The sequence below is a fragment of the Nocardia xishanensis NBRC 101358 genome, assembly GCF_001613365.1.
Taxonomy (GTDB): domain Bacteria; phylum Actinomycetota; class Actinomycetes; order Mycobacteriales; family Mycobacteriaceae; genus Nocardia; species Nocardia xishanensis.
In genome coordinates this window covers 133,341-146,724 of record NZ_BDCF01000002.1, presented here as the reverse complement: position 1 = coordinate 146,724, position 13,384 = coordinate 133,341, and the positions used below count along the sequence as shown (strand labels likewise).

15 protein-coding genes are annotated in these 13,384 nt (G+C 69.0%); 9 read left to right on the top strand and 6 right to left on the bottom strand.

The window, feature by feature from the left end:
- Window positions 1-32: 32 nt before the first annotated feature.
- The 3 genes from NX1_RS02995 (at window position 33) to NX1_RS02985 (ending at window position 2,922) form a co-directional block, all read left to right on the top strand.
- A complete protein-coding gene (locus tag NX1_RS02995; RefSeq protein WP_068053290.1) occupies window positions 33-1,454 on the top strand; it encodes a wax ester/triacylglycerol synthase domain-containing protein in 1,422 nt (473 codons plus the stop codon).
- Between the two features lie 308 nt (window positions 1,455-1,762).
- Window positions 1,763-2,158: a hypothetical protein gene (locus NX1_RS02990; protein ID WP_157119496.1), complete on the top strand. Its 396-nt coding sequence runs from the start codon at window positions 1,763-1,765 to the stop codon at window positions 2,156-2,158.
- Between the two features lie 260 nt (window positions 2,159-2,418).
- Window positions 2,419-2,922 (top strand): GNAT family N-acetyltransferase, encoded by a 504-nt coding sequence (locus NX1_RS02985; protein WP_218024040.1) that lies wholly within the window; start codon window positions 2,419-2,421, stop codon window positions 2,920-2,922.
- Window positions 2,923-3,020: 98 nt separating this feature from the next.
- Here NX1_RS02985 and NX1_RS02980 read toward each other — a convergent pair whose 3' ends face one another.
- Window positions 3,021-3,899, bottom strand: coding sequence for an SDR family oxidoreductase (locus NX1_RS02980; protein WP_068053284.1), 879 nt, complete (start codon window positions 3,897-3,899; stop codon window positions 3,021-3,023).
- A 114-nt stretch (window positions 3,900-4,013) separates the two neighbouring features.
- Between NX1_RS02980 and NX1_RS02975 the strand changes: the two genes are divergently transcribed.
- The gene (locus tag NX1_RS02975; RefSeq protein WP_068053281.1) at window positions 4,014-4,583 is read left to right on the top strand and encodes a TetR family transcriptional regulator; all 570 of its coding nucleotides are present in this window, start codon (window positions 4,014-4,016) and stop codon (window positions 4,581-4,583) included.
- A gap of 181 nt (window positions 4,584-4,764) precedes the next feature.
- Here the strand turns inward: NX1_RS02975 and NX1_RS02970 are convergent, their stop codons facing one another.
- From NX1_RS02970 to NX1_RS02960, 3 genes are all read right to left on the bottom strand, one after another.
- Window positions 4,765-5,556: an SDR family NAD(P)-dependent oxidoreductase gene (locus NX1_RS02970; protein ID WP_068053278.1), complete on the bottom strand. Its 792-nt coding sequence runs from the start codon at window positions 5,554-5,556 to the stop codon at window positions 4,765-4,767.
- Between the two features lie 137 nt (window positions 5,557-5,693).
- On the bottom strand, window positions 5,694-6,296 hold the full coding sequence (locus NX1_RS02965; protein WP_245668288.1) for a TetR/AcrR family transcriptional regulator: 603 nt from the start codon (window positions 6,294-6,296) through the stop codon (window positions 5,694-5,696).
- Window positions 6,297-6,352: 56 nt separating this feature from the next.
- On the bottom strand, window positions 6,353-7,318 hold the full coding sequence (locus NX1_RS02960; protein WP_245668287.1) for an alpha/beta fold hydrolase: 966 nt from the start codon (window positions 7,316-7,318) through the stop codon (window positions 6,353-6,355).
- A gap of 42 nt (window positions 7,319-7,360) precedes the next feature.
- Here NX1_RS02960 and NX1_RS02955 point away from each other — a divergent pair, with 42 nt between their 5' ends.
- A complete protein-coding gene (locus NX1_RS02955) occupies window positions 7,361-9,214 on the top strand; it encodes a Na+/H+ antiporter (RefSeq protein ID WP_068054131.1) in 1,854 nt (617 codons plus the stop codon).
- On the opposite strand, the gene NX1_RS02950 is transcribed toward NX1_RS02955, so the two are convergent.
- On the bottom strand, window positions 9,190-9,777 hold the full coding sequence (locus NX1_RS02950) for a TetR/AcrR family transcriptional regulator (protein ID WP_068053276.1): 588 nt from the start codon (window positions 9,775-9,777) through the stop codon (window positions 9,190-9,192). The two genes, NX1_RS02955 and NX1_RS02950, sit on opposite strands and share 25 nt — an antisense overlap.
- A 204-nt stretch (window positions 9,778-9,981) precedes the next feature.
- On the opposite strand from NX1_RS02950, the gene NX1_RS02945 reads away from it, so the two are divergent.
- The 3 genes from NX1_RS02945 to NX1_RS02935 all read left to right on the top strand — a co-directional run bounded on the left by NX1_RS02945 (window position 9,982) and on the right by NX1_RS02935 (window position 11,628).
- Entirely contained in the window at window positions 9,982-10,587 is a 606-nt protein-coding gene (locus NX1_RS02945; RefSeq protein ID WP_068053273.1) for a TetR family transcriptional regulator, read from the top strand.
- Window positions 10,588-10,613: 26 nt separating this feature from the next.
- Window positions 10,614-11,267 (top strand): enoyl-CoA hydratase-related protein, encoded by a 654-nt coding sequence (locus NX1_RS02940; RefSeq protein ID WP_068053270.1) that lies wholly within the window; start codon window positions 10,614-10,616, stop codon window positions 11,265-11,267.
- A gap of 127 nt (window positions 11,268-11,394) precedes the next feature.
- A complete protein-coding gene (locus NX1_RS02935; RefSeq protein WP_068053266.1) occupies window positions 11,395-11,628 on the top strand; it encodes a DUF6841 family protein in 234 nt (77 codons plus the stop codon).
- 288 nt (window positions 11,629-11,916) lie between these two features.
- On the opposite strand, the gene NX1_RS02930 is transcribed toward NX1_RS02935, so the two are convergent.
- Window positions 11,917-12,330 carry a nuclear transport factor 2 family protein gene (locus NX1_RS02930; RefSeq protein ID WP_068053263.1) on the bottom strand — a complete coding sequence of 138 codons (414 nt, stop codon included), beginning with the start codon at window positions 12,328-12,330 and terminating at the stop codon, window positions 11,917-11,919.
- 71 nt (window positions 12,331-12,401) lie between these two features.
- Between NX1_RS02930 and NX1_RS02925 the strand changes: the two genes are divergently transcribed.
- Window positions 12,402-13,310, top strand: coding sequence for a LysR family transcriptional regulator (locus NX1_RS02925; RefSeq protein ID WP_068053260.1), 909 nt, complete (start codon window positions 12,402-12,404; stop codon window positions 13,308-13,310).
- The last annotated feature ends 74 nt before the right edge of the window (window positions 13,311-13,384 follow it).

Sequence of the window (13,384 nt, the reverse complement as noted above, 5' to 3'; positions counted from 1 at the left end):
GCCTTCGAGCGAGACAGAGCAGACTCGGGCGTATGGCCACCCGCGAATCCCACATGTCGCAATCGGACCTGTTCTCGTGGAACATGGAGCGTGATCCGATCCTGCGCTCGACCATCGTCTCGGTCCAGATCCTGGACACCGAGCCGGACTGGGATCGCCTGGTACAGACCTTCGATCGCGGCACCCGCATCGTGCCGAGATTGCGGCATCGGTTGGTCCGCGCCCCATTCGGTCTCGCCCCGCCGCGCTGGGTACTCGATCCGGATTTCGACCTGTCCTGGCATCTGCGACGTTCCGCGGTCCCGGCACCGGCTGATTTCTCCGCGGTGCTCGAATTCGCCCGAACCGAAGCGATGACCGCCTTCGATCCGGTCCGTCCGCTGTGGCACTCGACGTTGCTCAGCGGCTTGCGAGGTGGCGGATGCGCGTTGGTGCTGACGGTGCACCACAGTCTCACCGACGGTATCGGTGGCATTCAGATCGCCACAGCGCTGCTCGATTTCGATCGGGCGGGTACCGATCGCCGCCTTCCGCCCGAGCCGTCGCCGGAGCGTGACGGCGCGCTCCGCGATCTGGTGGCATGGAACTGGTCGGTCGGCACGGATCTCCTCGGCAGCGGTGTCCGGGCAACGCCGCGGACCGCATGGCGAGCGGTCACTCATCCCGCGCGGGCGGCGCGCGCCGGCGCCGCGCTCGCGGCCTCCCTGTTCCGATTGGCACAGCCCGTCACATCGACGCTCTCGCCGGTGATGACCGAGCGCAGTCTCTGTCGCGGGCTGGCGGTGCTGGACGCTCCCGTCGAGCGGCTACGCCGCGCCGCGCGGTCTGCGGGCTGCACGATGAACGACGCGTTCCTGACCGCGGTGGTCGTCGGACTGCGCGGATACCACGATCGGCGCGGCGCGAAAGTCGACCGGCTGCGCGTGACGATGCCGATCAGTCTTCGCACAGCCGATGATCCGCTGGGCGGCAACCGGATCACGCTGGCTCGTTTCGCGTTGCCGGTCGACATCCCCGAGACCGGAGATCTGATGCGCGCCGTGGACGCCGCGGTCGATGGTTGGCGCAGTGAGCCGGCGATACCGCTGTCCGGCGCCGTCGCGGCGGCGTTCAACCGGTTGCCCGCCGGACTGCTCACCGAGATGCTCGAGCACATCGACTTCGTCGCGTCCAACGTCCCGGGTTCTCCGGTGCCTCTCTATATCGCAGGTGCGCGAATCGACCGGATCTACGCATTCGGTCCCACCATCGGCACGGCCGTCAACGTGACGCTGACCTCGCATGCCGGGACCTGCTATATCGCGATCAATGCGGACACCGCCGCGGTCCCTGATCTCGCGACATTGACCGACTGTCTCGCCGCTGGGTTCGCGACCGTGCTTCGTCTCGGCGGTGAGAGCGAAGAGGCCGGCGCCGACATCCTCGGTGAAACGCCTCGATCGGCGCCCGTCTGATCGGTCTTGCCGCGTCGACCGGCACAGCCGGGTGTGCCGGAGCGTGACGGGAAAACTCAGCTGCCTGGCCGTGCTGACTGGTGTGACCGGCGCGCGAACCGGAGTCATCTGGTTCGAGATCTGTCCGGTATTGCTCGGCTTGTCCGCGGCTCTGTTGGTTGCCGCAAGCTTGACCTGGGAGCGCGGCGTCGCCGTCGGTGACCAAAGTCCATCGACCGCACCGCCAAGGGACGTAGCGGTCAGCGGCCGACCGGTCTTGACTTGATCGCATACTCGGCGCGGAGGTCCAGGACAAGGAAGGAACGGCCATGTCCCACAAGACAGCGACCAAGCAGGCCCACAAATCGGGTAGCGAGCTATCCGGGACGGCACCTCCGGTGCCCGAATCCGGAAGAGAATCGCCGGCGACCGGAGAGAATGCGGCGACCGAAGAGCACGAGGGACTGCGTGTCCCGCTTCCGACCGTCGGCGTGCGGATGACGAAAGTCCCGCTTCCGCCCGGGCCGCGCACCGTGGCCGGCGGAGTCTCCTCGGCGACCACGGCGGCACTGCATCGGGTGCCGGATCGGGAGCAGCTGCTCTACTACGGCGGGCTCGGCGCGGCGGCCGCCACCGGACTGGTGTCGTGGCCGGTAGCCACGGCGATCGGTGTCGGTGTCTGGGTGGCGAAGCATGCCCAAAAGGTGTCGTCCCCCAGCCAGTAACGCCACGTCGAACAGGGAAGTAACGCACGGAATGGCAGATCTGCTCGGGCCGCGACCATCGTCGACCGCACTCCCCCGCATCGGGGTGGTGACCGCGGCGACCGGTCGAGCCGGGGCTGACTGCGTGGGACTTCTGCGGCTCCTGACTGCGTTGGACAACGGTCGGGGCGGGGAATACGGCGGTGGCGCCCTCGGGCGTGCGGTGCACCGACCCGAAATGGCGTGGCCGCGGCGCGCACAGCTGCCCTATCGTCGGGTCCGTGATCTCCGCTCTACTGCGCCCGGCCGTGCCCGCCGACGAACCGTTCCTGTGGGAAATGCTCTACGAGGCCTCGCATGCCGCAGAGCAGGGACTGACCGTCGCCGACCTGGAAACCATCCCCGCGCTGTCGCGCTACGTCGACGGCTGGGGCGCCGAGGGCGATCTCGGTGTCGTCGGCGGTCCGGCCGAATCCCCTTGCGGCGCGGCCTGGGTGCGGCTGTTCACCGGCGCGAACGCCGCCTACGGCTACGTCGACGACGCCACCCCGGAACTCGCGATCGCCGTCGCGCCGAGCGCCCGCGGCACCGGACTCGGTACGGCCATGCTGGAACGGCTCATCGCCGACGTCGCCGGACGCTACCCCGCGATGAGTCTCAGTGTGCGCGAAGAGAATCCGGCGCGCCGGCTCTACCAGCGACTGGGCTTCGCCGATGTGCCCGGCTCCCAGATCGTCAACCGAGCGGGGACTACCAGTGTCACGATGGTGTTGCCGCTGCGCTGAGGTGAGTATCTCCGCCGATTCCCTGACGCGTTTTCAGGCCATCTGAGAACGGGCCGCAGTCTTCGGCGAGACGCTCGCCCGAAGCGTTCCGACTGTGCTCAGGCGAAGTATTGGCCTTGATCGAGGTCCTCGAGGAGTCCCGGCCGGGTCGGCTTCCATCCGAGGAGTTCGTGGGTCAGCGTGGCGGAGGCGGGCTGATCGATGGCCAGGAGGTGGCCGAGGAAGCCGAAATTCTCGGCCGGTGCTGGGCCGGTCGGCAGGGTCAGCTGCCGGCCGATCGCGGCGGCGATGACGCGAATCGGAACTCCCTCGTCGCCGACCGCGTGCAGGACCGATCCCGCCGGGGCCTGCTCGAGCGCGAGGCGGAACAGGTGGGCGGCGTCTTGGACGTGTACGGCGGGCCAGCGGCTGGTTCCGTCTCCAACGTAGCCGGAGGCGCCCTTGTCGCGGGCGATGCCGATGAGTTGGGCGATGAAGCCCTGATCGCCGTCGCCGTGGACCGAGCGAGGCAGCCGCACCACCGACGAGCGGACACCGCGCGAAGCCATGGCGAGGGCCATCCTGGCGTTGGCGTCCCGGCCCGCCGTTGGGGTGCCGGGGGCAGAGTGGTCATGTTCGGTCGCGACCTGGCCGGGGACGGCCGGCGTCCCGGCGGTGATCACCAGCGGTTTGCCGGTGCCCTCCAGCGCCGCGCCCATCGCCTCGATGGCTCGCGCGTCGGTCTGGATGGATTCGGCGAATCTGCTGAAGTCATGGATGAACGCCAGATGGATGACGGCGTCGGATCCGGTGGCGCCCGCGTGCAGGACGTCCAGGTCGTCCAGGCCGCCGCGAATCACCTCGGCCCCCGCTTCGGTGAGGGCGGCGGCCGAGGAATCCGATCGGGCCAGGCCGAGGACTCGATGGCCTGCGCCGATGAGCTCGGGGACGACGGCCGAACCGACCCAGCCGGACGCCCCCGTGACGAATACCCGCATAAGAATCTCCTGGTTAGTGATGACACCTGATGACATCAGAGTACGTCATGATGACATCTGGTGTCATCACGGATAGTGTCACTGGTGAGACCAGGAACAATGAGGAGGTCGACAGTGGGCCGTTGGGAGCCGGACGCGCGTGGTCGCCTCGAACGGGCGGCGCTGGCGCTCTATGGCGAGCGCGGGTTCGACCAGACCACGGTGGAGGACATCGCCGTCCGGGCAGGGCTCACCAAACGGACCTTCTTCCGCCACTACACGGACAAACGTGATGTCCTGTTCGCGGGCGCGGGCGTGTTGCAAGAGTTGGTGGTGCGTGCCGTCGACAGTGCGCCGCCGACGTCCACCGCCATCGGCGCGGTCATCGCGGGCCTGGAGGCCGCCTCGGATCTTCTGCGGGAACGCCGCGAGGAGGCTGGCGCACGCCAGGCCGTCATCGCCGCGAACCCCGAGTTGCAGGAGCGCGAGCTGGTCAAATTGTCCACGCTCGCGCAGGGGATCGCCGGGGCGTTGCGGGGGCGCGGCATCGAGGCCCGAACCGCGATCCTGACCTCTGAAGCGGGAATCGCGGTATTCAAAGTCGCTTTCAACCGCTGGATCGCCGACGCCGGACGGCAAGACTTGGTGCCGCTCATCCACGAGACGCTCGACGAACTGAGGGCCGCCACCTCGGACGACCTTTGAAAGTCCAGGCGGTCGATCCCCCGGCGATGTGCGCTAGCGGGCTGGCAATACCGGTCAGGCTGGGCCGACCGCGCGGATCGGAACGCGTGTCGCGGACCCGCAAGGGCTGGTAGCTCGGAAACTGCGCTACCAGCCGGACGATGCGGCGCGGGATCGAGTGTCGCGCGATATCCTTGCGCGCTTACCGTTTGACGCGCTGCGCGTCCGCCAGTGTCGCCGCGATCTTGTCCGCGCCACCCAGCCGCTGCACCCGCGCGGCCAGGCCCGGCGCGATGCCTCCCAGCAGCACGCCGAGACGCACCTGTAGCGGAGCCACCACGATCTCGCCGATATCGCGTTCGACGGCGCGGCGCACCGCGGCGGCCACCTGCTCGGGGCTCGAGGTGCCCATCCCGGGGGCAGCGGGAATGCCTGCGTCGGCGAACATGCCCGCGTCGCGGACGAAACCGGGGAAGATCGTCGACACTCCGATGCCGTGCGGGGCGAGATCCTGCCGCAGCGCCTCGGCGAAGCCGCGCAGCCCGAACTTGGTGGCGTTGTAGAGGGAGGCGCGTGGTGAGGCGAGCTTGCCCGAGACCGAGGAGATGAACACCAGGTGGCCGCGCCCCCGGGCGATGAGGGGTTCGGCGAGCAGGCGGGCGGTCACGATCGGGGCGCGCAGGTTCACGTCGAGCGCGCGATCGATCTGCTCGATCGAGTAGTCGGTGAGCAACCCGCTGGCGGGCAGGGCCGCGTTGGCGACGACGATGTCTACCGGTCCCGCGGCCGCGAGCAGCGCCGCGACGGCCTCGCTGTCGGCCAGATCGGCGGGCACGGCGCGGGCGCCGATCTGCTCGGCCAGCGGGGCGAGCACGTCGGCGCGGCGACCGGTCAGCACCAACTCGGCGCCGCGGTCGGCGAACTCGTGGGCGATGGCGTGCCCGATGCCGCCGCTGGCGCCCGTGATCAGGACTCGTGAACCTTCGATCTTCATCCGCTCTACCGTCCCCTGTGGCCGACCGCGTCACCCGCGGTGCGCGGGCCAGCCCCGCTCTGCAAGCACGCTAGCGAGCTTGCAGCGGTAGCACATCCGCGTGCGGTCGGATCTCCGGCTCCGCCTCCGGTAGGGGATCAGCGCGTCGCCGGGTAGAGCGCTCGCAGTTCCGCCACGGCGTCGTCGAGGGGATCGATGCTCTGCTGCACCCGGCACAGCGCGATCGCGCCCTCGAAGGAGGCGACGGTGAGGATGGCCAGGCGGCGGGCCCGGTCGGCGGGGACCTCGTTCCTGGTCAGTACATCGATGAGCGCGGCGTGCCACCGCTCGAACACCGCCGCCGCGGCGCGCGCGAATTCCGGTGCGTCGTCGTTGGTTTCGACGGCGACGGCGAGGATCGGGCAGCCCGCGCGGAACTGGCTGTCGCGCAGCGTGGTGCGCCACATGTCGGCGAACTTCTCCAGCGCCTCGACCGGGTCGCTGTCGCGGGTGAGGCGCTCGATGTAGCCGGCCATGATGTCGCCCGCGGTGGTGACCGCGTCGTTGATCAGCTGGGTGCGTCCGCCGGGGAAATGGTGGTACACCGAGCCGCGCGGCGCGCCGGTGCTGGCCAGTACCCGGTCGACGCTGGTCGCGCTGGCGCCGTGCACGCGCAGCGAGTCGATCGCGCCTTCGATCATCCGCCGTCGCGCGTCGGGCAGGCGGGTGCGAGAACCGTCGGGACTGGATCGGCGTGCCACGCGTCGATTCTATGGGGATGCCCATAGTGCGAGGTGTTTGCCGGTGCGCTAGACGATCACCTGACCCTGGTGCGATGGAACTCGAGGAATGCGTCCAGGGTTCGCTGCGGCGCCTCTATCTGCGGGTAGTGGCCGATGTCGGGAAGTTCCACCACATCGGGGTGCTCGATCAGCTCGCGATAGCGTTCGACCATGTGCGCGCCCGAGACCGGGTCGCGCAGCCCGTCGATCAACCGCACCGGCACCTCGGTGCGCTGGAGCGCGCCGACCCAGCGTTCCCGGTTCTTGCGACGCTCGGCCATGTACCGGATCAGCTTGTGCCCGATGCTCTTACCGTGCCGGGACGACCACAGCAGCCAGAACTGGTGCAGCTCGGCGGCGCTGGGGCGAGTGTCGGGCCCGAAGACCGCTGACAGGCTCCTGCCGAACGTAGCCTCGCCGCCGAAGATGCCTGCCAGCGGCCCCAGCGGTCCGGCCAGCAGCCGCTGGACCAGGCGCGCACGGTGGGTCTCGGGGAACAGTCCTCCATTGAGCAGGCACACCGATTCGATGATCAGCGAATCGTCTCCGGACGCGCGGCGTTCGGCGTCGCGGGCGAGCATCTCCTGGGCGACGGTGTCACCGTAGTCGTGGGCCAGCAGGTGGAAACGCTGCACGCCTTGTTCGCGCAGCAGTCGTTCTTGCAGGTCGGCTTGGTCGGCGATGCTGTAGTCGTAGGTGCGCGGTTTGGCCGACCAGCCGAAACCGATCATGTCGGCGGCCAGCACCCGCGCGAACCGCTGACACAGGCCGGGCCACACGGCATGCCAGTCCCAGGACGCGGTCGGGAAGCCGTGGACACACAACAGGACCCCTTCGGGTCCGCCGCCGCCCTCGGTCCAGAAGATCTGATGCCCACGATGGGTGAACCGGTGTCCGTTCGCACGCCAATTCGCAAACTCCTCCATATCGAACAAGCATTGCGCGTGCGCGGCCGCGCGGCAGCCATTCGCGGGAATCGGCGTGGCGACCGTGTCGTCCACCGCGGCACCGACGCGGCGGTCGCGTTTTGCGAGAATGCCCTAGTGCATGTCGCGATCGGCTTGGTGGTTCTCGTCGCGTCGGCGGCCGCGCTCGCGGCCCTGGCGCGCCGGCTCGGGGTCTCCGAACCCTTGGTGCTGACCGTGGCCGGAGTGGCCGCCTCCTATCTGCCGTTCGTGCCGGAGGTGCACCTCGAACCGGAGGTGGTGCTGCTCGGCTTGCTGCCGCCGCTGCTCTACACCGCGGCGATCCGGACCTCGCTGGTGGACTTCCGCGCCAACATCGGCACCATCGCGTCATTGTCGGTGGGTCTGGTGCTGTTCAGCACCTTCGCGGTGGCGGGGGTCGTGTGGTGGCTGCTGCCGGTGCCGTTCGCGGTGGCGGTGGCCCTCGGCGCGGTGGTCGCGCCGCCGGACGCCGTCGCGGCGACGGCGGTGGCGCGCCGGATCGGAATGCCGCGGCGCATCGTCACCATCCTCGAGGACGAATCGCTGTTCAACGACGCGACCGCGCTGGTGGCATTGCGGACCGCGATCGCGGCCTCGGCGGGCGCGGCGTCGGTATGGGGCGCGGGCGGTAACTTCCTGCTCGCCGCGGGCGGCGGCGCGGTCGTCGGTATCGCCGTCGCCGGGGTGCTCGCCATGCTGCGCAGGCGGATCACCGACCCCGTGCTGGACACCACGCTGTCGTTCCTCGCGCCGTTCGCCGCGTATCTGCCAGCGGAAGGCATCCACGCCTCCGGTGTGATCGCGGTCGTGACCTGCGGCATGATCCTCGGGCACGGCGCGCCGGTCTGGCAGTCGGCGGCCTCTCGCATCGCCGAACGCACCAACTGGCGCACCATCCAATTCATCCTGGAGAGCTCGGTGTTCCTCATCATCGGCTTGCAGGTGCGGGCGATCTTGGAAGGGGCGTGGGGCAGTGGCCTCGACCACACCACCCTGATCGTCTCGGCGATCGCGGTCCTGCTCGCGGTGATGGTGGCGCGGCCGCTGTGGATCTTCCCGTGGTCGTTGCTGTTCCAACGGCTGGGTCGTTCGACGACCCCGCTGAGCTACCCGACGGTGGTCTCGTGGGCGGGCATGCGCGGCGTGGTCACGCTGGCGGCCGTGCTGCTGTTGCCCGAGGACACCCCGCAGTTGCCCGTGCTGAAGCTGCTCGCGCTGGTCGTGGTGGCGGGAACCCTACTGCTGCAAGGCCCCTCGCTGCCCTGGCTGGTGCGCCTGCTGCGTCTGCGCGGCCCGAGCCGCTCCGAGGACGCGCTGCAGAAGGCCAATCTGCTCACCCAGGCAGGCACCGCGGGAATGGCGGCGCTGGACGCGGCCGCCGGACCCGACACACCGCCGCAGGTCGTGCAATCGTTGCGGGACCGGCTGACCTGGCGGACCAACGCCGCCTGGGAACGGCTGGGCCGCGCGGAATCCGAACAGCGCACCCCCACCGCCGAATACCGCAGGCTGCGGCTGGAGATGTTGCGCGCCGAACGCGAAACCGTGCTGCGGGTGCGGGATTCGGGCGGCATGGACTACGAGATCCTGCAACACGTGCTGGCCAGGCTCGATCTGGAGGAATCCATGATCGACCGATTCGACGAGACCGAGGAAGAACGCGGCGAACCCCTCGCCGCGCCCGCCATCATCGACGACTGCGAGCACCTGCGTGCCGCGCCGCTGCTGCGCGAACCCACCGAACCGGACCGGTGCGACGAATGCGTCGCCGAAGGGCTGACCTGGGTGCACCTGCGAATGTGCCTGTCCTGCGGGCACATCGCCTGTTGCGACTCCTCGCCGGGCAATCACGCCACCAAGCACCACGCCGCGACCGCCCACCCGGTGATGCGCAGCGTGGAACCGGGTGAGGCGTGGCGCTGGTGCTACGTGGACGAGCTGCTCGGCTGAGCGCCCGCCGCCGCCGGGCGGCGGGCATGCGAGTAGATCAGGCGGGCGTATTCGTTGAGCAGCCGCTGCAGTGACACGTCGCCACCGGTCGCGCTGATCTGCTGGTAGCCGACCAGCATCGCCATACCGAGCGAGGTGACCACGGTGGCGGTCTCGTCGTCGCCGACCACCCCGTTGATCACCTTGTGCACGGTGCGGCGGCGCGACTCGTCGACCCGCTTGAGCGCCAGATTCACCGATTCGTCGTTGGCGGCCCAAGCCCGGATCGCGGCCTCGGCCTCGTGATGCAGGCCCGCCGCGAGATCGGACATGGCGCGCACGTCGTCGTCGGGATCGCCCTGATTGAACTTCAACGTGCGCAGGATGAGCACCTGCCGGTTCTCCCAATGCTCGAGCAGCGCGTCGACGAAACCCTGCCAGCTGCCGAAGTGATGGTAGAACGAACCGCTGGTTACCCCGAGCCGACGGCACAGCAGCCCGATATTGAGGCCCTTGAACCCGAGTTCGGCCAGCACCTCCAAAGCGCTGTCGAAGTACTGCTCCTTGGTGACCACTCGTGACATGCGGATGCCGTTCTGCTCGTGCGGGCAAGGGGGGAGGGCCCGAACAGTACCGCATCGAATCACTCGCGCGTGCGGGCACAACGGAATCCGTTAGGTGACTCACGGTAGCAGTTACCGAGCGAAATATGCAGTGCGCCTGCGAAACCCGAGCCGGACCGCGTCGCCCTTGTATAACAGAGCACTTGCTCTGTTATAGTCGTCGGCATGCCACGCCCCCGGACCCACGATCCCGACGCCGTGCTCGACGCCGCGGAATCGCTGGCGGTGCGCGGTGGGCCCGCCGCGGTCACCATCCGCGCCGTCGCCGCGGCGACGGGCATGTCGAACGGCGCGCTGTACCACACGTTCGGATCGCGGTCGGGAGTGCTCGGGCGCGCGTGGTTGCGCGCGGCGCGGCGATTCCTCGCGGTGCAGAACGAGTTGGTCGATGTGCGATCGAACGCCGAAAACGGTGCGGCCGAGGCGATCGTGGCCGCGGCGGAGGCGCCGAGCGTGTTCGCCGAACGATTCCCCGACTCCTCCCGGCTGCTGCTGACCGTCTCCCGCGAGCAGTTGCTCGGTGAGGACCTGCCCGACGACGTCGCCGCCGAGGTGCGCACCGCCGAACGCGCGCTGATCGATCTGCTGGTGCGCCTCGCGCAGCGGCAGTGGGGCCGCCGCGACCGCCGCGCCGTCGAGGTACTCACCACCTGCCTGGTCGACCTGCCGACCGCCATCCTGATCCGCCGCGACCGGATCGCCGAACCCCTTGCCCGCGAACAACTTCGGGCCGCCGTGCGCGCTGTGCTCGCGGTCGGGCCACCCCCGTGAAAAAGTCCCATGACGAAGGAGCCACCATGCCAACTCTGGATTACCACGACAAGATCGCCGTCCTGGACCTCGGCGGCGACGAAAACCGCTTCTCCCCCGAGTTTCTCGACGAAGTGAACGCCCACCTGGACACCGTCCTCGCCGAGGGCGCGCAAGGGTTGGTCACCACCGCGAGCGGCAAGTTCTACTCCAACGGCCTGGACCTGGACTGGCTCGGCGCCAACTCCGACCGCGGCCCGTGGTACGTCGAGCGCGTGCAGGCCCTGTTCGCGCGGGTGCTCACCCTGCCGGTGCCGACCGCGGCCGCGCTGCCTGGACACGCCTTCGGCGCGGGCGCCATGCTCGCCATCGCCCACGACTACCGCGTGATGCGCGCCGACCGCGGCTACTTCTGTTTCCCCGAAGTCGACATCCGCATCCCCTTCACCCCCGGCATGGCCGCCCTGATCCAGGCCAAGCTGCCCCCGAAGACCGCCGTCGCCTCGATGACCACCGGCCGCCGCTACGGCGGACAGGCCGCCGCCGAGGTCGACATCGTCGACGCGGCGGTCGCCGAAGGGCAGGTGCTCGCGGACGCGCTGGAAATGCTGATTCCGCTGGGCGGCAAGGATTCCGGCACCCTCGGCGCGATCAAGAACACGATGTTCGCACCGGCTGTCGCCGCACTCACCACGCCGTAAGGCCACCTCGGGTAGATCCGGTGACCAGGCATCGATCGCGATGCCTGGTCACTGAGGTATTCACCGCCCGTCGGGCCTGTGTGCCGAAAAGGGTCAGCCCCGGTCGGTCGCCTGCGTCCACACCGTCGTGCCCGATCGCCGCGTCACCGTCTACAACGCCGTCGGCGCGACGATCGAGGTGATCTGGTCCCGTCGCCGCGCCGACGAGAGCGAAATCCGTCGCTGGGCTGTTCATTTCGAGGTCGCGAAGTCCGTCGCTGGGTGGCGGGTGATCGCGGTCCAAGCCATTGACACCGCCGAGAGCGCGCTCGAGGAGATCTTCGCCTCGGAATCGCCGACCGAGGTGGTCGGTCGTGGCTGAGCAGAAGTATCCACCGCTGTTCATGCCCGAGGGCGTTGTCCGATAGACGTCCACGATCTCCTCTGCGAGGCATCCGAAAGTCTGCCGGGACAGCAGCACACCAAGTGCGGCCCGTTCACGCTGCACCAACTCAGACACAGCAAGCTCACCATGCCGCCGAGGCCGGCGCGTCCACGCCGATGCTGTCCGGGCACTCCTCGGTGCGTAGCCTCGCTAAATACACCAGGTGTCGGCCGAGAGGCTGAGGCGGTGGCATGCCGAGGCCGACCCGGCCTCCAGGCGTCGACGCTAGCCACCAACCCGATGGAGCGGTTGGAGCACCCGCTCGACCAGCGCAGTATCGCAATGTTCGATCACCTCGGTGAGCCGACCGTCCGCGATCCGAAAGACGAGGCAGTAGGTCTGCTCGTACGGCTCGCCCCGGGTCGTGCGGGCGTGCGCGCGGACCTGGGCGACGACGCGGTCGTCTTCGGCGATCACGAACTCGGCCGCGCTACGGTACTCGGTGAACTGGGTCATCAGCGGCCGCAGAAGTTCGTTCAGCACCACCGATTTCGGTTCCCAGATGCCCGACCAGGACCAGTTCCCCGGAAAGACCCAGCGGAAGTCATCGGCCATGGCCTCGACCATCGCCCGGGTATTGCCTTGCGACATCTGCTCGAAGATGTCCTCTATCAGTTTCCTGTTCGCTGCTGCACTCATACCTCCGACGCTAGGGAGCGTCGAGATATGCGACAAGCGAGAGTATCGCATATCTGATATGAGTGGATCGCATGGGTGAGTTCACGATCGTCGGCTTGCGGGTGGTCCGGGAGGCCGCTCGGTGTGGGTCGTTCTCGACCGCCGCGGAGAATCTGGGCTACACGCAGTCGGCGGTGTCCCGGCAGATCGCCCTCATGGAGCAGGCGGCGGGCCGGGCATTGTTCGAGCGGCACGCGCGCGGCGTCCAGGTCACCGACGCGGGACGGATCCTGCTGCGCCATGCCGAAACGGTACTCGGCGGGCTCGGCTCCGCGAGGCAGGAACTCGACGAACTGACCGCGTTTCCGCCCGCCACGCTCCGGGTCGGCGCATTCTCGACCGCCATGGCCGCGCTGGTGCCGAGGGCCATCGCCGCCGCGGCGCCACGACTCGCGCGCGTACCGCTGCGCGAGGGCACCAGCCCGCGGTTGGCCTCCGCCGTCGCGCGGGGGCGGCTGGATCTGGCGGTGGTGAGCGAGATGCGGAATCCGCCCCCGGATACCGAGATCGTCTCACTCCTGAACGACCCGTTGCTCGTCGCGGTGCCACCGGACCACGCCCTCGCGGGCCGGGCCAGCGTCACGCCCGCGCAGCTGCGCGGGGAGCGCTGGATCGCGGGCAGCACCGAGGTGAACAGCACCCTGCTCGGCGCTTGGCGCGACGCCGCCTGGGAACCGGAGATCGCCTTCGTCGCCCGCGACTGGTTCGCCAAACTCGGGCTGGTCGCGGCGGGTATGGGCAGCACCGTGGTACCTGGAATCGCGGTTCCTGTGCTGCCACCCGGCATCGCATTGGTCCGCATCGACCATCCCGCTGCGGTCCGCCCGACCTGCGTCGTCTATCGCGGCGGGGACCCGGCCACCCCGAGACAGCTTTTCATCGAGGCACTGCGTGATACCGCCGCCGACCTCGCCACCGAGGTCCGCCAGCGACTGCGATAGCCGACTCATATAGCCATGCGCCCGAATTCGCGGCGCGGCGGCGCAGGCTGAGTAGGGTGAATTCCCCAAACCGT